Here is an 18,835-nt window from a genome sequence, read left to right on the forward strand (position 1 = left end):
AATGTAAACGCTTAACGCATTGATATGACAAGATTCTTTATTTTCTAATTATTTTTGTCAGATTTTCTCCTCACCCTGAGCTGCCTTTGCCGAGCCAGCTGACGCGTGGAACAAACAGCTTCTGCGCCCTCATATTCATGAATTCCTGCGCTGTATTGAGAAATTGTTCATAACGCCCACAGTCATTAAGAATGAAGTCAAGCTGTTCTTCAAAATAATGCTTTTCTGATTCTGATGACATGTAATAGCTTTCCACGATTTCAAAATAATGAAGCGGGAAAAGCAGACGGCTGTATAAAAGGCGTTTCGAAAACGAAGACAGCGGTGTGACTTGCTCGTATTCCTGTAAAAAGAGAAAGCCCTGCTGATTAAAATCTTGTCTGTGATGCAAAAAAGTATGCCTCATATATTCAGCCAAATCACGGGAAGCGTGGTCAAACACCCAATCGGCCGGAATCCTGATCAATGATTCCGGTGACCATGTATGCCTTTCCATCCGCTGATGGCATATCGTTCCTGAATCAGCGGCTTGGGGCTTGTCATCCAGCTCAGTGTCCACTAAATATTGTATCGCGTTTTCTGACAGTCCTAAATAATAGGGAAATGATTCGATCATTTTTTTATCGAATGGCTCATGCGGAGGGGTCTGAACCTTTCTCTGCCAAAATGCTTCCAGCTGATCAATTCGTTTTCCCCACAGATCCTTCCACTGGCCGATTCTTCCGGCTGCCTTCACCTCATACGGATATCCTCGGCCTTTTCGGTGAAATTCCGCAAGCTCCGCTCCAATGGAGAACGCCCTGTTTGAATAAGGGGGGGCCGCCTTCAGCAGAGCGTACGTTTTTCCATCATGTTCAAATGTCAGCTCACCTTCTTTTGTAAAGATAAAAACTGAAACGTATGGGTCACTTTGTTCTTGTAAATACTGACTCATGTAATAAAGCTCCGCCAGCTCTGTATCTGAGAATTGGGAAACGGGGACAATCAGAAAGTATGAATTAGGCGTCTGAAAGCATTGATATGTGTGCTGGTACATGGAAAGCTGCCTGATGTGAATGCCGTATTTTTCTTTTATTGTACCTTTCACCAAGATCACCTGCCTGTTGAATTAGGGCTCATCACATCGTAGTCATACACAGCCGGAATTATGAATACATATTTTAATCCGAAGAAGGCGCAAGAAAAAGTCGTAAACTTCTCAAGCATTTTGTATAAACTAGTAAAAAAGATTGGGTGAAGCTGATGTCAGAAAACGAACAATTCAGTCAGATGGAAGCTAAAGCAAGAGCACGGATGAAGGAGCGCGGCGTTGAGGTATCAGACATTGCCGAGCTTGTCTTTTTTCTGCAGAAAAAATATCATCCGGATCTAACCATTGATGAATGCACGCTGAACGTCAATCGTGTTCTCGCAAAACGCGAGGTGCAAAACGCGATTTTAACGGGCATTGAATTGGATGTTCTTGCTGAGCAGAAAAAACTGTCTGAACCGCTGCAAACGATGCTGGAAATAGATGAAAGCCTATATGGAGTAGATGAAGTTCTGGCATTTTCCATTGTGAACATTTACGGATCGATCGGGTTTACGAACTACGGTTACATCGACAAAGAAAAACCCGGAATCCTTAAACGATTGAATGATAAATCAACCGGTGAATGCCATACTTTTTTAGATGACATCGTCGGAGCGATTTCCGCCGCGGCTTCAAGCAGACTTGCTCACCGCGCGCGGCATACAGAATAAGGGCACCCTTTTAGGGCGCCCTTTTTTCAAATGTATGGAATCCATTCAGTCAGAGAGTCAATGGCGTGAGTCGGTTTTTCCATATCGTCTGTTATATGTTCTCTTTTCGTTACGCCTGTGTGAACGAGCAGCGTATCCATACCCGCGTTAATGCCGGCCATAATATCAGTGGCGTAGTTGTCGCCGACCATGAGTGTTTCAGACATATCTGTGCCGAGAACGCGCATCGCCTGCTCCATAATAATTGATTCCGGCTTGCCGATAAATACAGGCTGTACACCTGTAGATACGGTTAACACTGATGTCAGTGAGCCGTTTCCCGGCAGAAGCCCTCTTTCAGTCGGAATCGCAATATCTCCGTTAGTGGAAATAAAGCGGGCGCCATTTCTGATTGCCAGGCAGCCGACAGCAAATTTTTCGTATGTAATGGAACGGTCGATGCCAACAACGACAAAGTCCGCGTTTTCTCCGCCAAATGTCAGGCCATTTTCTTCAATCGCCTGGCGGATTCCTTCCTCCCCAATCACATACACAGACGCGTCTTTTTTCTGCTGTGCAATGTGCTGGGCAGTTGCCATGCTGGTCGTGAAGACCTGCTCTTCTGTTGCCGGAATATCAAAAGACACGAGCTTGTCCGCTACCTGCTTCGGTGTGCGCGAAGAGTTGTTTGTCACGAAAAGATAAGGAACGCCGCGATCTTTCAGCGTTCTGACAAATTCACACGCTTCCTCGATTTTTTCCGTGCCATTGTACATCGTTCCGTCTAAATCAATTAAATACCCTTTATATGTTTTCATATCCAACACTCCTGTGGCTTTCCAGTTGTTATTTAAACGCAGAAACAGGTCCTAGCTCTGTTTCCAAATAGCTTCTGATCCGTTTCGGGAAGTCCTGAAGAGCTGTTTGATGCGCCTTGATCAGCCTGTAAAGCTCGCCGCTGTCAGCGAGCAGATACTGTTGAACCAACGTTTTGCGGTAGGCGATCAATTTTTTGAGCTCATCACCCTCTTTTTCCGTGACAACTTTCTCATCAACAAGTATATCCATAATGTCGTCATAGCTGCCCGGGTCCCGCATAATAAAGCCGTCAATCATGTCATTGCCTGTATCCAAAATGCATTCGATTAACAGATGGCCTATACGCTGAAGTGCCAATTCCCCGATTTCAGACTGCCAGTCTGTTTGTGAGTCAAATAGCGCCAGCTGGTGCTCGAAGAACCCTAGTGTTTTTTCGATTTTGCTTCTGTCAACAAAATACATGACAGCATCCCCTTTGTGTATATTTATTTTCTGATCCGTTTCAAGACAAAATACGCACAGCCGAAATTGCAGTATTCGTAAATATATTCATCTAATGTGCTGATTTTCGTTTCGAAGGTTGCCTTTTGATTCTGGTCGTCAAAGAAGCCCTTGAGCCTTAACTGACCGTATCCCCAGTCTCCCACAATATAATCGTATTTATTTAATATATCGGAGTAGCGGGCTTTAAAAGCCTCTTCGTTGAAGCCGTCTTTGAAATTGTGCACCAATTCAAATTCGGCATTTTGAATAAGAATCATGATCTCACCTCTTTTTCACTCATTCCTATCATAATTCATTGCCCCGTCCCCATCAATTGCTAAAGAATAAATCATGCGATTTGGCTACCCTACACATGAGGAGGGATTGATAAATGAAACGAACCGCTGTCAGCCTCTGCCTGCTGACCGGACTATTATCCGGGTGCGGAGGCGCAGGATTGGATAATGCACAAAATGTCCGGAATCAGACGCAGAATCAAACCAAACCCATTCATGTGTCGGACCGCAACGAGGCTTTTAACAGGCATAATGAGAACGAACAATTTGGCTATGTTCGCTATCAAAAAGAACAATTTGACGGAGACCAGCAGAAAACGCCGGTGATGAACCGGGAAGAAACCGCTCACATGATATCAAGTTTAACGGTTCAGCTCCCCCATATTCAAGATGCTGCGACATTGGTGACTGACCGAGAAGCGCTTGTCGTATACAAAACCGATTCTAAAAACCGGGAGCTGACCGCCGATCAGGTGAAAAAAACAGCGGCTTCCGTGATACCGCGATACTATCACGTGTATATTTCCGATAATCCAAACCATATGCAGTCCGTCGAAAATTACAGCAATCTCGGCTCTGGTTCAAGGGATATTAGAGAGATCATGTCGGGGACGATTCAAGAAATGAAAACCTCCCCGCAAGGAAGCCCTGTCTCAGAGAATGAAAATGCCAATGGAGAAACGCGCCAGGACATGAAAATCGATAGGAATGACAAAAACGCCAGATGATCTGGCGTTTTGGCATTATGCTTGGGCTTGACGCTTTTTAGATGCTTCGTTTACTTGTTCATCCGCATGGTAAGAGGAACGGACAAGCGGACCGGCTTCACAATGGCTGAAGCCTTTTTGCATCGCGATTTCTTTTAATTCTGCAAATTCATCAGGATGGTAGTATTTTTGGACTTTCAAGTGTTTCTTCGTCGGCTGCAGATATTGGCCGATTGCCATAATATCCACGTTGTTCGCCAAGAGGTCGTCCATTACTTCAATAATCTCTTCTTTTGTTTCGCCAAGCCCGATCATGATACTTGATTTTGTCGGAATGTCAGGCTGCATTTCCTTCGCACGGCGCAAAAATTCCAATGAACGGTCGTACGTCGCACGCGCACGGACTCTTGGCGTCAGGCGGCGAACCGTTTCGATATTGTGATTCAGGATGTCTGGGCGTGTATCCATTAAGGTTTTTAGGTTATCGTAGTTTCCGCCCATATCAGACGGCAGCACCTCAATTGTTGTGAACGGGCTTTTTCTGCGGATCGCACGGACAGTTTCCGCGAAAATGCCTGCCCCTCCATCTTTCTGATCGTCACGCGCAACAGCCGTAATAACCGCGTGCTTCAGATTCATAAGCGCGACTGAATCCGCTACGCGTTCCGGCTCTTGTAGGTCAAGCTCAGTTGGAAGGCCTGTTTTGACAGCACAGAAACGGCATGCTCTTGTACAAACAGAACCTAAAATCATAAATGTCGCTGTACGTCTGACAGCCCAGCATTCATGAATATTCGGACATTTTGCTTCTTCGCATACGGTATGAAGGTTGTTTTCCCGCATGAGTTTTTTGAGCCCTGTATAGTTTTCATTTGTATTTAATTTAATTTTAAGCCATTCGGGCTTTCTGAGGTGTTCGTCTTTCTTTGCCAATTCCCATCATCTCCAATATCCAATATACTCAATTTCTGACACGAAACATTCTGAAAACGAGAAAGGTGCAGATTTTAGTTCTGCAACAAAAATAATGTTTTTCTAACTAAAGAAAGTCTTTTCTTTAGACACTTTAACATAGGAAAAATTTCTCGACAAGGGAAGATGATTACTGACATTTTTAAGCCAGGTTGCCGCAAACTATGTGTATTCAATATGAAAGGAGATTATTTTGTGAAAGTTTTGTTATCCGCTCTTCTTCTCCTTTTGTTTGCATTTGAGCCTTCTGCGTCTGGAAAAAAACTTTCAGATCCAGTGCTGTCGAAACGGATGGAATTATATCATAAAATCGAAGCTGTGACGCAGATCCCTTGGTATGCGCTCGCCGCTGTTGATCAATACGAAGAAAACGTGCGGAGCAACCGGAAAGATCTGCCTGAAAAGGCGGGAATCATCAGCATCTATATACCCGATGATATCTGGAGCGGGCCTGAAAACCCGAATCCGAAAGACGATGCGCCGTTAAGCATTAAAGTGTTTGACGGAATCGGAATGGATGGCGATGGAGACGGGAAAGCCGAGGTCAGCAACGATGAAGATATCTTGTATACGTTCAGCCAATACTTACTGTCGTATGGCACAGATGAAGACAACATCCGGATCGGGCTTTGGAATTATTACCGGCGTGATCAGACAGTGGGGATTATATCTGAATTCATGAAGCTGTTTAAAGCCTACGGCCATATTGATCTGGGCGAGCATGCATTCCCGCTTCCGATCAGAACCGATTACAGCTACCGAAGCACGTGGGGAGATGCCCGCGGCTTCGGTGGAAGACGGATTCATGAAGGTACGGATATCTTTGCCCATTACGGCCTTCCTGTCAAATCCACATGTTACGGCGTAGTTGAAATGAAGGGCTGGAACCGCTTCGGAGGATGGAGAATCGGCATCAGGGACATTAACAATACGTATCATTATTTTGCCCATCTCAATGGGTTTGCCAAAGGGATTAAAACAGGACAAATCGTTGAGCCTGGCCAAGTGATCGGATCAGTCGGCAGCTCCGGATCCGGCCCGCCGGGAACCGCCGGGAAGTTCCCGCCGCATCTGCACTATGGCATGTACAAAGATAACGGAAGAACCGAATGGTCATTTGATCCATACCCGCATTTGAGGGCGTGGGAGCGATATGAATACCAAAAAAAGAAGTAACAAAAAGCCGCCTCTTCGACAGGCGGCTTATTTGCTGCTTTTTTCTTTTTTTGAATCAGCACCGTCTTCTTCTTTGCTGCTCGGGAGCTGGACAGAAGGCGTGACACCCGAGCCGCCGCTTCCATTATAAAACTGCGGCACTTCGCCCTGCACTGCTTTAATCGATACAGGAACATTATTTGTGACGACAGCGGTTTTGCTGGCAAATGGAATGATGACCTTCACTTTAATTTCGACAAAGATGCTGATATCAATAAGTGCGTTATTTATGCCATACGGCTTGATTTTGGTTTTGACATCTGTAAAAGCGTCACCGATTAAATTGAACCGGACCGGGATTTTCGGCCCGAGGTTTCCAAGAAGGCTGTTGCCGGTTACCTGTCCCAGCGGAATGTTGATCATAATGTTTTCACTGGCGCCGCTGTGTCCGGTATGGGTTTCCATCTCTTTCAAATGAGCCTGAAGCTGCTTTGTCACTTTTGTTTTCACACTGTTTACAACCTGTGTATTAAAATCGATTGTCGTTAAGTTTCCGTTTTCATCAGAATTCATTTGAAACATATCTTTCATATTTTCACTGTCAGACATATAGTCCTCAATCGAATCCTGGATCACCTCTGTCGCTATACGCTTCGTTTCCATCTCGCCGATGTCCATTAAAACAGGTTTGATCGAGCCATTGATCATCCAAAGGCTGACCGTTGTTGACAGGATAAAAAAAACAACGGACAGGAGCATCACGTAACGGAAAGGCAAAGGTCCTCTCTTGCGAAAAGGGCCGCGATATCTTGGCAAGAAAATCCCCCCTTACATATCACAATGTATGCTTGTAAGAGGGGACATAGTAATAGCCGGGGCCAATTTATTTTATTTCACCATTTTTAAAAGCGCTTCTCTGCCGCTCATACCGACTTTGATGCCAAGATCTTCCGCAGCGTACGTGACGGATTCTAAAGGTGCGTCTAACAGCTGGTCAATGGTGCGGACACCAACTGCGCGTCCCGCCACAATGCCGCGCTCCTTTAATTTTTCATTCAGCAGCGCCACATCAAGCGCACCGCACATAATGTATCCGTGATCATTGGCGACGGCCATAAAATTCGTTTTGGGAAGCTTTACTGTCACAGCTGTAAAAGGCTGTCCTTCTATCATGATCGGTGTCAGGTTTACCACGTCAACCACTCCCTTCATTCATCACTTTATGATGAAGGGCACAGCTTGTTGTGGGCTGACTGCCTTATTGTGCAAGCTTCCAAGCAAGCAGATCCCGCAAAAATTCCGGCATAAAATATTCTTTTTCTGCAGCGTCGCGAATCAACGGAAACAGTTTGCCGAGCGTAAACATATCAAGCACCGCAACGGAGTATTGTTTATGTTTTTCAATATCTTCCCCGTTCAGTGTGATCCGGGTGACGTGGGTGATCCCGTCATCGAGCCGTTTCGTTTCTACCTCAACGCCGGCATACACCATTTTCCCCATCACTTCTCCGCGGAAGCCAAGTCCTTTGATCCGGAGCTGCTCCATTTGTTCGGAAGCGGCATGGACAATGGTTTCCTTCAATTCTTCTCCCGTCAGGCGGACAGCCACCGGGTTGATCGGATGCGGACAGATGCGGTGCAGATCCAACTTTGTCACAGGACCTGCTTTTAGCGGACCGAGAATGACACCTGAATTGACCATACTGATGTCCGTCTCGCACCATTCCTTTAAGGCGTATGCCAAAAGCAAAGGCAGCTCTGATTCTTCAAACCACTTCACCTCAGCATCTTGTGCAAGCTCTGCAACGGCATCGGACAGTTTCTCCTCGGCTTCACGTTCTTTTTCATTGAGAAACGCTTTTGTTTCTGCGGATTCTCCTGTCCATTCCGCCATGTTCTGCACAGAAGCCGTTTTGCTGATGATGCTTTGCTGTACGCTGTCCACCGTGATTTCTACACAGCCGACATAATGCCCGTATTTCTCGGCGCTGGCCAGCAGTACCCCATTCACCACTTGTCCATCTTCAAGCAAATGATGGGTATGTGATTCGAGGATTACATCAATCTCAGGCACCGCTTCAGCCACTGCCTGATCATCAAGAATGCCTAAATGTGACAGCAGAACGATAATATCAGCCTGCCCTTTCACATCCAGAATGGTTTCCTTTATGCTTTCAAGAGCATCCGTTACTGTCCATCCCAGCTTGTCATATACAGGATAATACGGCACAGTTACACCTAAGAAAGCAATGGACATACCGTTTTTCAATGATTTGATATGGTAAGGCACCGCCCAGGACGGACGGTTTCCGTTTTTATCAAACAGGTTAGAGACGATGACAGGAAATTCAGCATGATCATATAAGGCAGCAAGCTCTTCATGCGGAAGCGTAATCCCTTCGTTATTGCCGATCGCCGCTCCATCAATGTGAAGGCGGTTTAAGAGATCGACATTCGCTTTTCCGAATGTCGCCTCTGTCACGAATTGAAAACGATCAAGATGATCGCCAATATCAAAAACGAGCGTCTCTTCGCCGTCTGACTGATGCTCTTTTCTTTTCTGCTCGATATAATCTACAATTTTCGGCCAATTTTCAAAATGGCTGTGCAAATCATTTGTATGATATAAGCGGAGCTTCTCCTTCATAATATCTCTCCCTAATCGTTCAGCTGAAAATGCCTTCATAAATGAGCTGGCAGCCGATCAAAATCAATACGATCCGCATGATCATAACGATCGTTTTCGTCTGCATTTTTCTGTTGATGGCGGCGCCAAGCTTTCCGCCGAACCAAGCGCCGGGCACAAGCGCGAGGGCGTACAGCCAATTGACGTGCCCGGAAATCATATGTGAAACAGACCCTGTCATAGAAGACAGGAAAATAATAAACATGGACGTTGCCACCGCAACCTTCGGCGGAAACAGAAATAACAGCATCATCGCCGGAACCATCAGTGATCCGCCGCCTATACCGAAAAGTCCGCCTAAAAAACCGACAACAAAGGCAATGGCAATACCCACAGAGGCCTGATATGAGTACGTATAAGGCTCACCGGCATCATCCTGAAATGTCCGGATAATTCCTTTGTGCGCTTTGTTGATTGGCCGGGCTTTCGCTTTCAGCATTAAGGATAATGAAATCAGAATCATAAAAATGCCAAACCAAACGGAAAACGAGTTTGAATTGAACAGCTTTGACACGTAAGCCCCGATCATGCTGCCGGGACCTGAACCGATAAAGAAAATGAGCCCGCTCTTATAATCAACTGTTTTATATTTAATATAAGCCAAAGTTGAAGAAAGGCCCGTAAAAATAATGACCAAAAGCGAAGTTCCAATCGCAACCTGCGGCGTCACATCCTGAAACAGCTGCGTCACTGTGCTTAAAAACATCAGAGACGGCACAATGACAATTCCGCCGCCAAGCCCGATCAGACTTCCTACCGTACCTGCGATTAATCCCAGTACGACCAAAATCACAAACGACATCAATAAAAACCTCTTTTCTAAAATAAATCGAGCTGTCTCGGAGCAAGTCCGCTGTACTCGATATCAAGCAGTTCAAGCATCTGCTTGCCGTTATCCGCGGCGTCACCGCCGGAATTGTTGTTGAACAGAACAAAAACATCCTTACATTGCTGCTGCAATTCATTCAGGTGCTTTTTCCAATCCTCCAGCTCCTGTTGGTTGTAGCGGTATAAGTACCTGACCTCCCGCCAGTTTTTCCCGCCATCAGGCTTCATCCAGCCCTGCTTGTTGCGTCCGTGAAATCTGACGAGCGTTTTGTTTTCATCGGTCGCGCGCAGCACAGTCGGAACGCTGCCTTCTCCGATTTGTGGTTCATCACAGACACTGTGAATCCAGCCTTCCGCTTTCATAAATGAAAGCGTCTGCTCATAAAATGGCGGCGAGAACCAGGAACGGTTTCTGAATTCAAGCGCGCAAGGAATATCTCCCATTTGGTGCTTGCACCATCTCAAATAGGCGACATTCTCCTTCTTGCAGTCAAACCACGGCGGAAATTGAAACAGCACCATGGCGAGCTTATTGCTATGTAAATATGGCGTTAAAGACACCTTAAACGCATCAAACATCTCCTCTTTTGAGTCAAAGGGAATTTCGCCGCGCTGATGCCCTGTCATGCCCTGATATGCTTTCACGATAAATTGGAAGGTTTCGGGCGTTTCCTTCACCCACTTTTCATTATTGCGCGCCGGCTGAATCGCGTAAAAACTCGCGTCTAATTCCACGATCGGAAAATGGGAGGAATAGGCCTGCAATTTTTTCTGGCTGGCCGTTTTCGGCGGATAGATGCTGTCATGATCCCCCCACCCCGTCAGTCCGATATAAATCACACTCATTCACCTCTCTTCCAGTTTATCACACGTGTTTTCAGGTTTCCTTGGAAATGCTGTTCATATGGCGGGAAAATGCAGAACGAAGATGCTGATATTGTTCCTCATTCGTATCTAAAAACGCCTCTTCTCTTGAGGAAGGAATATGCTGATATTCAATAGGCGCCTGAAACTGCTCACTCGTAAAATCGTACATCACACCATTGATGCTGTTGTAAAAATGCCAGCTCTCACCGACTTTTGTTTTGAAAATCGTGCCGCCGAAATGGTCTTGAATCACCAATGCCGTCACGCCGCATTGCCCGCATGACGGGCATTCTTCCGTCCATTTAGAGCTCGAATGACGCGACCAGGATTGCTTAAGTATGTATTTGACATGCTCCATTGCCTCCGCCTCCTTTAAAAAAAGATACCACGTTGATGAGATTTTAAAAACTAGAACGGAGGAAATCAAAAAACCCGGCGGTAAAATCCGCCGGGCTTACGAAGGAACGACCAGAGCTCCGTCAATTTCAGTGATTTTTTCCCCATCATTGTACACGCACCGGCCTTTGCTGTAAGTGGCCGAAATGCTGCAGGGAAATGTATGTCCTTCGTAAATGCTTTTTTTATGCTTTGCAAACATCGATTCTCTTGTAACAGTGTACGGCTCCATGCTGACGAGCACGAAATCTGCATCACACCCCGCCTCAAGCCGCCCTTTTTTCTGAAGGCCGAATCGTTTTGCAGGGGCCGCCGCTGTCCATTCTGCGATGGTTTCAAACGGAATCTGATGCTCAAGCGCCAGTTCCAGCATTCCTAATAAAGTGAACTGCCCGCCGCTGATTCCGCCCCATGATAAAAACATGTTATCCTCCCGCTTCAAGGATGGACGGCAGGGGGAATGGTCTGAGGAAACCATGTCAATGTCCCCGGCAATGAGCGTCTCGATCAGCGTCTCTTTTGATTGCCGCGACCGGAGCGGAGGCGCGCATTTTGCGACAGAGCCCCTTTGCCGTAAATCGTCATGGCTGAACAAGACATAATGCGGGCATGTTTCAACCGAAACATCAAGACCTTCCTGTTTCGCCTCTCTGATCAGCCGGACCGCTTTCGCCGTGCTGATATGGACAAAATGAACCGGACAGCCTGTCACCTTCGCATACTGAATCGTGCGATACACCGCTTCAACTTCTGCTTCCTCCGGGCGGGAGGCGGCGTACGCATCCGCATCCACCTTTCCTTTATTGGCCAAAACCATCTGCAAGTAGCTTGTGATCGCGTCGCTTTCCGCGTGGAGAGCGAGGATTTTTCCTGCAGCCGCGATTTCTGCCATGCCTTTGAGCAATGTCCGTTCATCAACAGAGCGGAACTCATCAGTGCCTGACTTTGATAAAAACGCTTTAAACCCGATCGCTCCCGCTTCAGCCATCGGACGGATGTCCTCGATATGGCCTGGCACAAGGCCGCCCCATAGCGCAAAATCCACGGCAGATTTTTGCCTGCCTAGCTCAGCTTTTGCGAGAAGATGCTCTGCCGTCACGGTTGATGGAATACAGTTGAGCGGCATATCAAAATAGGTGGTGCAACCGCCTGCGGCCATCATTTGAGAACCTGTTTCAAACCCCTCCCAATCCTCCCTGCCCGGTTCATTAAAATGAACATGGCAGTCTATCACACCAGGAAACACGTATTTCCCGTCTGCCTGGATGATTTCCGTCCCGCTTGCTTCAATGTCAGAACCTATCTCGGCAATGACACCGTTTTGAACTGCAATCTCAGCTTCTATAACGCCATCTGGCGTAACTGCCTTCGCACCTTTTATCACCATATCGTAAGCCATATTGATCCCCCCATGTCAGGATGACGATTTTTCATGTCAGTTTATGTAACACAACCAGTTCTATTTTCAACAGTTTACTGCTACTATGATCGTATTACATCAGCAAAACCGCTAGAATTCCTATTGAAAATTATTCACCTTAACCAATGTTTTTATAGAAAAGGAGAATGCGCTATGAATATTTTTGATGTGATGAAAATACCGGCTTTTGAAAACGCCAATTTAATCGCTGGAAAAGCAGGAGGGGAAAGAGAGGTTCAGCATGTCAATATGATGGACGCTCCGGATATCGCAGACTTTTTGCATAAGAATGAATTGCTCGTCACCACCGCCTATCACCTGAAGGATCACCCGCATCAATTATCTGAACTGATTCGGCAAATGGCAAAACGCGGCTGCGCGGGCCTCGGCATTAAAACAAAGCGCTATCTGGAAGATATCCCGAAGGAAATCATCGAACTGGCCGATTCATATGCGTTTCCGATCATTGAACTTCCAGAACACATCCGCCTCGGCGATATTGTAAATGCCACACTCAGCCACATTCTCGATATGCGTTCTAACGAGCTGCAGCAAGCCATTTACGCGCACAAAAAATTCACAAACCACATTATGAGCGGCAAGGGGCTGCAATCCCTCCTTAAAAAGGTGTCAGACCTCCTTCAGCTTCCCGTGCTGCTGCTTGACCAGCATGCCAAAATGCTGTCCGCGTCTCATCAGATTTCAGTTGAGACTGAAAAGCTGAAAGGCACCCTGAATACCGTATCCGGGCCGTTTTTCACTTGTTTCTCTACAATCTCAGATCAGAAAACATATTCTGTCCTGCCTATTTATAATCACGAAAAAAACTGCGGCTACCTGCTGATACCGGACATGGTCCAGGCCGGCGATAAAGGATTGATCCTCACGATTGAACAAGCGGCCAACGTCATTTCCTTTGAACTGCTGAAGGAAAATGCGCTGAAGCAGTTCAGCCGGCGGGCTCGCAATGAGTTTTTCAACAATTTTATTGAACGGTCCTTTTCTTCAGATGACGAAATCAAAAACCGGGCGAAAGAATTCAAGCTGCGCTGGGATCAAAAATACATGTGCATTGCCGGCAAACTCGATCGGAATGATGAATCAATCAGTTTTACAGAAAATCAGCTCGCTTCCGACAGCGTATTCGAATTTCTTGAAGGTGAACTATCAGCCTTCCCGTTTCCGCCTCACTTCTTTATGAAAGGAAATGTCGGCATTATTCTAATCGAGGCGACAGACAGCTGGAGTGAAATGCACGCCTCGGTGATCAGCTTTTTAGAACAGTTTCAAACACAGGTCAGCGCTCAATTTAAACGAACCGTGTCCTTTGGCATCAGCAATATCTGCCAAAAGCTCATTGATGTTCCCGACGCTTTCACAGAAGCTTCTGATGCTCTGCAATCGGGGCATTTGTCAAGAAGCACCGCATTTATCCAGGTGTATCACGCCAAAGATGTGCCTGAGCTTCTGCGCTTGCTCCCAGTTGAGGATTTGAAGAAATTTTACAACTCCACGCTTCAGAGCCTCGCTGAAAAACAGCAGGAGGATCAAAGCCTGCTTCATACGCTTTCCGTCTATTTAGAGACACACTGCCAAATTTCAGAGACGGCAAAGCGTCTGTACGTTCATCGCAATACGGTCATATACCGCCTTGAAAAATGCGAAGAGCTTCTGGGTAAAAGCTTAAAAGATCCTGAAACAACGATGCGTTTGCGGCTTGCCTTACGTATGCAGCGGCTGATCAGCTAATGTTTGTTACATTTTCTTACAAAATGAATCATTTTTCGTCACTTTCAGCAATCACACTTGTCTTTTTCAGCTACTGTATCCAATGACACCCCTCGATCGGCACGATATCATGTTACTAAAGTTCACATACAGGGAGGGACTATAGTGAAAAAAAGATCGTTTAAGGTGTTTACGCTTAGCCTGCAGCATGTGCTCGCCATGTATGCAGGTGCGATTTTGGTGCCCCTGCTTGTCGGCAGGGCGCTGAATGTAACAACTGAACAGCTGTCCTACCTATTGGCGATTGACCTGTTAACATGCGGCGTCGCGACGCTTTTGCAAACCTTGCGCGGAGCATACATCGGCATCGGGCTTCCCGTCATGCTTGGCAGTTCATTTGTGGCCGTCACCCCGATGATTGCAATCGGCAGCAATTACGGCATTCACGCGATTTATGGTTCCATCATCGCGGCCGGTGTGTTCATCTTTTTGTTTGCGCGTTTTTTCGGCAAGCTGACTGTGTTATTTCCTCCTGTCGTAACAGGTACCGTTGTGACCTTGATCGGCCTTTCACTTGTTCCGACAGGTGTGAAAAATATGGCTGGCGGCGAAAAAATAAACGGCAGCGCCAACCCCGAATACGGTTCGCTCGAAAACCTTCTTCTCTCTGTCGGTGTCCTTGTTCTGATCTTAGTCCTCAACCGCTTTCTCAAAGGATTTGCCCGAACACTGTCCGTTCTGATCGGCATCGCCGCCGGAACAGCGGCAGCAGCGATCATGGGCAAAGTCAGCTTTTCTTCTGTTACAGAAGCACCGTTCTTCCAAATCCCGAAGCCTTTTTACTTCGGAGCCCCCACGTTTGAAATCGGTCCGATCTTAACGATGCTGATCGTCGGAATCGTCATTATTGTGGAATCAACCGGCGTTTTTTACGCAATCGGAAAGATATGCGGCAGACCTTTAACTGAAAAAGATCTCGTCAAAGGCTATCGAGCGGAAGGAATCGCCATTCTCATCGGCGGGCTGTTCAATGCCTTTCCTTATAATACCTTTGCGCAAAACGCCGGCTTATTGCAGCTGACCAAAGTGAAAACAAGAAACATCGTCGTTACCGCAGGCTGTATCCTTGTCTGTCTCGGGCTGATTCCGAAGATTGCCGCCCTTGCATCTGCCGTTCCTGCTGCTGTACTTGGCGGCGCGACCGTCGTCATGTTCGGCATGGTGATTGCCTCCGGCGTCAAAATGCTCAGCACAGCGGATCTCAAAAATCAATACCACCTTCTGACCATCGCATGCTCAATCGCACTTGGCATCGGCGCCAGCACGGTCCCCAGGATTTTTGCTGAATTCCCCGCTCCGATCCGGATTCTGGTCAGTGACGGCACCATCACTGGCAGCCTGACCGCCATCTTTTTGAATCTATTTTTCAGCTTGCGCGACAAAAAAGAATTAACAGCACAGCAAACAGAACTTCCGGTATTAGAACGTACACTCGTATTAGAAAAAGAGGTGTAAAAAAGATGAAGGAACAACACAATGCCTTACAGCTGATGATGCTGGGGCTTCAGCACATGCTTGCCATGTATGCGGGAGCCATTCTCGTTCCGCTGATCGTCGGAGCGGCGATCGGGCTGAATGCGGGGCAGCTGACGTATTTAATCGCGATTGATTTGTTTATGTGCGGGGCGGCAACTCTTTTGCAGCTCTGGAGAAACCGATATTTCGGCATCGGCCTTCCCGTTGTGCTCGGATGTACGTTTACCGCAGTCGGCCCGATGATTTCCATCGGCAGCACTTACGGTGTCCCAGCGATATATGGTGCCATTATCGCCGCAGGACTGATTGTCGTCTTAGCCGCGGGCTTCTTCGGGAAGCTTGTCCGTTTTTTTCCGCCTGTCGTAACCGGATCAGTCGTCATGATCATCGGCATCAGCCTGATTCCAACGGCAATGAATAACCTGGCCGGAGGTGAAGGAAGCAAAGAATTCGGCTCACTCGACAACGTGCTCCTCGGGTTTGGCGTCACAGCTTTTATCTTATTGCTATTTTATTTCTTTAAAGGCTTTATCCGCTCCATAGCGATTTTACTCGGTCTTATCGCAGGAACAGCGGCTGCATATTTGATGGGAAAGGTCGATTTTTCTGAGGTCTTGGAAGCGTCTTGGCTTCATGTTCCGTCTCTGTTTTATTTCGGACCGCCAACCTTTGAGCTGCCGGCTGTTGTCACGATGCTTCTCGTTGCGATTGTCAGCCTCGTTGAATCGACAGGCGTTTATTTTGCCCTCGCTGATATCACAAACCGCAGGCTGTCGGGGAAGGATCTGGAAAAGGGCTACCGGGCAGAAGGCCTTGCGATTTTGCTGGGCGGCTTATTTAACGCGTTTCCCTATACAGCTTTCTCGCAGAATGTCGGCATCGTTCAGCTCTCAAAGATGAAAAGTGTCAACGTCATCGCCATCACAGGAATCATACTGGTCGCGATCGGCCTGGTTCCAAAAGCAGCGGCCCTGACAACAGTGATCCCCACCCCAGTTCTCGGCGGCGCAATGATCGTCATGTTCGGCATGGTCATTTCTTACGGGATCAAAATGCTATCCAGCGTTGACCTTGATTCGCAAGGCAACTTGCTGATTATCGCCTCTTCCGTCAGCTTGGGGCTTGGCGCTACAACAGTTCCCGCGTTGTTTTCATCTCTTCCGGGCGCGGCCTCTGTCTTGGCAGGAAGCGGAATTGTGATCGGCAGTTTGACGGCCATTGCACTGCACGCTTTTTTTCAAACCAAACAGCCGAATGGCGCAGACATAAAAACGTAAAGGAAGATGCCAATGTTCACAATGGATGACCTGAACCAAATGGACACACAAACACTGACAGGCACACTTGGTTCTATTTTTGAACACTCTTCATGGATTGCGGAGAGATCCGCAGCACTACGGCCGTTTTCGTCCCTTTCTGATCTTCACCGCAAAATGACTGGCATAGTAAAAGCCGCGGATCGCGAGACACAGCTTGATTTAATCAAAAAGCATCCCCGGCTCGGAACAAAGAAAACAATGAGCGATGACTCGGTACGAGAGCAGCAGAACGCGGGGCTCAGCAAATTAGAACAGCAGGAATACGAGGAGTTTCTCATGCTGAATGAACACTATTATGATCGCTTCGGCTTTCCTTTTATTTTAGCGGTGAAGGGAAAGACGAAACAGGACATTCACCAAGCCCTGCTGGCAAGGCTTGAGAGCGAACGAGAAACGGAGTTCCAGCAGGCCCTTATAGAAATTTACCGAATCGCCCGCTTTCGTCTGGCTGACATCATCACTGAAAAAGGAGAGACGCAAATGAAAAGAACTATGTCTTATGGCAAAGGAAATGTATTTGCATACCGAACGTTTTTAAAACCGCTCACTGGAGTGAAGCAAATCCCAGAATCATCTTTTGCCGGGAGAAGCAATACCGTTGTCGGCGTTGATGTGACATGCGAAATTGGCGGAGAAGCCTTCCTGCCATCATTTACAGACGGAGACAATACTCTCGTCGTGGCAACGGATTCAATGAAAAACTTTATCCAGCGCCATCTCGCATCCTATGAAGGAACGACAACCGAGGGGTTCCTACACTATGTAGCTCACCGATTTTTAGATACCTATTCTCATATGGACAAGATCACTCTGACTGGCGAAGACATTCCGTTTGAAGCAATGCCTGCATACGAGGAGAAAGAGCTCAGCACAAGCCGCCTCGTCTTCAGAAGATCGCGTAATGAACGAAGCCGCTCTGTGCTGAAAGCAGAACGAAGCGGGAATACCATAACGATTACAGAGCAATACAGCGAAATCATGGATCTTCAGCTCGTCAAGGTGAGCGGCAACTCCTTCGTCGGCTTCATCCGGGACGAATATACGACTCTTCCCGAAGACGGCAACCGCCCGCTGTTTGTCTATTTAAACATCAGCTGGCAATATGAAAATACAAATGACGCATACGCTTCTGATCCAGCCCGCTACGTCGCGGCTGAACAAGTCCGCGACTTGGCAAGCACCGTTTTTCACGAGCTCGAAACCCCTTCAATCCAAAACTTAATCTATCATATCGGCTGCAGAATATTAGCAAGGTTCCCGCAGCTCACTGATGTCAGCTTCCAATCTCAAAATCACACGTGGGATGCGGTTGTCGAAGAAATCCCGGGCTCACAAGGAAAAGTCTACACCGAACCACGCCCGCCATACGGTTTCCAACATTTTACCGTGACAAGAGAAGACGCCGAGAAAGAAAAACAGAAAGCCGCTGAAAAATGTCGGAGCCTGAAAGCCTGATGGGAAAACTGACAACCCATATTTTAGATTTAACCAGCGGCAAACCAGCGGCGAACGTAAAAATTGAAGTGAAGCGGCTGGGCGAAAGTATTTTGAAAGAGGTTTACACTAACAATGACGGCAGAGCCAATGTCCCTCTGCTGGCTGGTGAAGAGCTGGTGTCCGGAGAGTATGTGATGGAATTTCATGCAGGAGACTATTTTGCGAATAAAAACGTGAATACGATCGACCAGCCGTTTTTAACCATCGTCACCGTCCGTTTTCAGCTTGCAGATCCAGATGCACATTATCATATCCCGCTCTTGCTGTCGCCGTTTGGTTATCAGGTGTATAGGGGGAGTTAAGAAGGAAGCCCGCCGGTGAGGCGGGCTTCTATTTGCACTTCAATAAACTTTTGATCCTAGGACAGTACTTGCAGTGATCCCACGCTTAGTGAAACAACAGCT

General features: G+C 47.1%; 20 protein-coding genes. 8 read left to right on the top strand and 12 right to left on the bottom strand.

The window, feature by feature from the left end:
• Window positions 1–70: 70 nt before the first annotated feature.
• The gene (gene cotNH, locus QF06_RS14450; RefSeq protein ID WP_031315327.1) at window positions 71–1,090 is read right to left on the bottom strand and encodes a spore coat-associated protein CotNH; all 1,020 of its coding nucleotides are present in this window, start codon (window positions 1,088–1,090) and stop codon (window positions 71–73) included.
• A 152-nt stretch (window positions 1,091–1,242) separates the two neighbouring features.
• Between cotNH and QF06_RS14455 the strand changes: the two genes are divergently transcribed.
• Entirely contained in the window at window positions 1,243–1,743 is a 501-nt protein-coding gene (locus tag QF06_RS14455; RefSeq protein ID WP_003243814.1) for a phosphatidylglycerophosphatase A family protein, read from the top strand.
• A gap of 26 nt (window positions 1,744–1,769) precedes the next feature.
• Here the strand turns inward: QF06_RS14455 and nucF are convergent, their stop codons facing one another.
• The 3 genes from nucF to QF06_RS14470 are packed head-to-tail and all read right to left on the bottom strand — an operon-like array spanning window position 1,770 to window position 3,302.
• A complete protein-coding gene (nucF, locus tag QF06_RS14460) occupies window positions 1,770–2,540 on the bottom strand; it encodes a 5' nucleotidase NucF (RefSeq protein ID WP_021480535.1) in 771 nt (256 codons plus the stop codon).
• A 28-nt stretch (window positions 2,541–2,568) separates the two neighbouring features.
• Window positions 2,569–3,003, bottom strand: coding sequence for a DUF86 domain-containing protein (locus QF06_RS14465; RefSeq protein ID WP_003228684.1), 435 nt, complete (start codon window positions 3,001–3,003; stop codon window positions 2,569–2,571).
• Window positions 3,004–3,026: 23 nt separating this feature from the next.
• Window positions 3,027–3,302, bottom strand: coding sequence for a YutD family protein (locus QF06_RS14470; RefSeq protein WP_003228682.1), 276 nt, complete (start codon window positions 3,300–3,302; stop codon window positions 3,027–3,029).
• A gap of 113 nt (window positions 3,303–3,415) precedes the next feature.
• Here QF06_RS14470 and QF06_RS14475 point away from each other — a divergent pair, with 113 nt between their 5' ends.
• Window positions 3,416–4,048 (top strand): YhcN/YlaJ family sporulation lipoprotein, encoded by a 633-nt coding sequence (locus QF06_RS14475; RefSeq protein ID WP_021480537.1) that lies wholly within the window; start codon window positions 3,416–3,418, stop codon window positions 4,046–4,048.
• A gap of 15 nt (window positions 4,049–4,063) precedes the next feature.
• Here QF06_RS14475 and lipA read toward each other — a convergent pair whose 3' ends face one another.
• Window positions 4,064–4,960 (bottom strand): lipoyl synthase, encoded by an 897-nt coding sequence (gene lipA / locus QF06_RS14480; RefSeq protein ID WP_003222888.1) that lies wholly within the window; start codon window positions 4,958–4,960, stop codon window positions 4,064–4,066.
• 234 nt (window positions 4,961–5,194) lie between these two features.
• Between lipA and lytH the strand changes: the two genes are divergently transcribed.
• Window positions 5,195–6,175, top strand: a complete 981-nt coding sequence (lytH, locus tag QF06_RS14485) for an L-Ala--D-Glu endopeptidase (protein ID WP_043940189.1) — start codon at window positions 5,195–5,197, stop codon at window positions 6,173–6,175.
• A gap of 27 nt (window positions 6,176–6,202) precedes the next feature.
• On the opposite strand, the gene yunB is transcribed toward lytH, so the two are convergent.
• The 7 genes from yunB to QF06_RS14520 all read right to left on the bottom strand — a co-directional run bounded on the left by yunB (window position 6,203) and on the right by QF06_RS14520 (window position 12,330).
• A complete protein-coding gene (gene yunB, locus QF06_RS14490) occupies window positions 6,203–6,970 on the bottom strand; it encodes a sporulation protein YunB (protein WP_015483652.1) in 768 nt (255 codons plus the stop codon).
• Window positions 6,971–7,042: 72 nt separating this feature from the next.
• A complete protein-coding gene (locus tag QF06_RS14495) occupies window positions 7,043–7,348 on the bottom strand; it encodes a YunC family protein (RefSeq protein WP_019712942.1) in 306 nt (101 codons plus the stop codon).
• Between the two features lie 64 nt (window positions 7,349–7,412).
• Window positions 7,413–8,801 (bottom strand): bifunctional metallophosphatase/5'-nucleotidase, encoded by a 1,389-nt coding sequence (locus tag QF06_RS14500; RefSeq protein ID WP_021480539.1) that lies wholly within the window; start codon window positions 8,799–8,801, stop codon window positions 7,413–7,415.
• A gap of 19 nt (window positions 8,802–8,820) precedes the next feature.
• Window positions 8,821–9,642 carry a sulfite exporter TauE/SafE family protein gene (locus QF06_RS14505; protein WP_003228670.1) on the bottom strand — a complete coding sequence of 274 codons (822 nt, stop codon included), beginning with the start codon at window positions 9,640–9,642 and terminating at the stop codon, window positions 8,821–8,823.
• Window positions 9,643–9,659: 17 nt separating this feature from the next.
• Window positions 9,660–10,508: a DUF72 domain-containing protein gene (locus QF06_RS14510; RefSeq protein WP_003243895.1), complete on the bottom strand. Its 849-nt coding sequence runs from the start codon at window positions 10,506–10,508 to the stop codon at window positions 9,660–9,662.
• A 37-nt stretch (window positions 10,509–10,545) separates the two neighbouring features.
• Window positions 10,546–10,893, bottom strand: a complete 348-nt coding sequence (locus QF06_RS14515) for a YunG family protein (protein WP_014480757.1) — start codon at window positions 10,891–10,893, stop codon at window positions 10,546–10,548.
• A gap of 96 nt (window positions 10,894–10,989) precedes the next feature.
• Window positions 10,990–12,330: an allantoinase gene (locus tag QF06_RS14520; RefSeq protein WP_041850570.1), complete on the bottom strand. Its 1,341-nt coding sequence runs from the start codon at window positions 12,328–12,330 to the stop codon at window positions 10,990–10,992.
• Between the two features lie 174 nt (window positions 12,331–12,504).
• Between QF06_RS14520 and pucR the strand changes: the two genes are divergently transcribed.
• From pucR to uraH, 5 genes are all read left to right on the top strand, one after another.
• A complete protein-coding gene (pucR, locus tag QF06_RS14525; protein WP_014477890.1) occupies window positions 12,505–14,100 on the top strand; it encodes a purine catabolism transcriptional regulator PucR in 1,596 nt (531 codons plus the stop codon).
• Window positions 14,101–14,244: 144 nt separating this feature from the next.
• Window positions 14,245–15,594, top strand: coding sequence for a uric acid permease PucJ (pucJ, locus tag QF06_RS14530; protein WP_041850569.1), 1,350 nt, complete (start codon window positions 14,245–14,247; stop codon window positions 15,592–15,594).
• Window positions 15,595–15,599: 5 nt separating this feature from the next.
• Complete coding sequence (gene pucK, locus QF06_RS14535; protein ID WP_041850568.1) at window positions 15,600–16,892, top strand: uric acid permease PucK; 1,293 nt, start codon at window positions 15,600–15,602, stop codon at window positions 16,890–16,892.
• A 12-nt stretch (window positions 16,893–16,904) separates the two neighbouring features.
• Complete coding sequence (gene pucL / locus QF06_RS14540) at window positions 16,905–18,389, top strand: factor-independent urate hydroxylase (RefSeq protein WP_043940190.1); 1,485 nt, start codon at window positions 16,905–16,907, stop codon at window positions 18,387–18,389.
• Window positions 18,389–18,733 carry a hydroxyisourate hydrolase gene (gene uraH, locus QF06_RS14545; RefSeq protein WP_015714658.1) on the top strand — a complete coding sequence of 115 codons (345 nt, stop codon included), beginning with the start codon at window positions 18,389–18,391 and terminating at the stop codon, window positions 18,731–18,733. The genes pucL and uraH overlap by 1 nt, the downstream gene beginning before the upstream one ends.
• Window positions 18,734–18,835: the final 102 nt, after the last annotated feature.

The organism is Bacillus sp. YP1, assembly GCF_000877815.1.
GTDB lineage: Bacteria > Bacillota > Bacilli > Bacillales > Bacillaceae > Bacillus > Bacillus subtilis.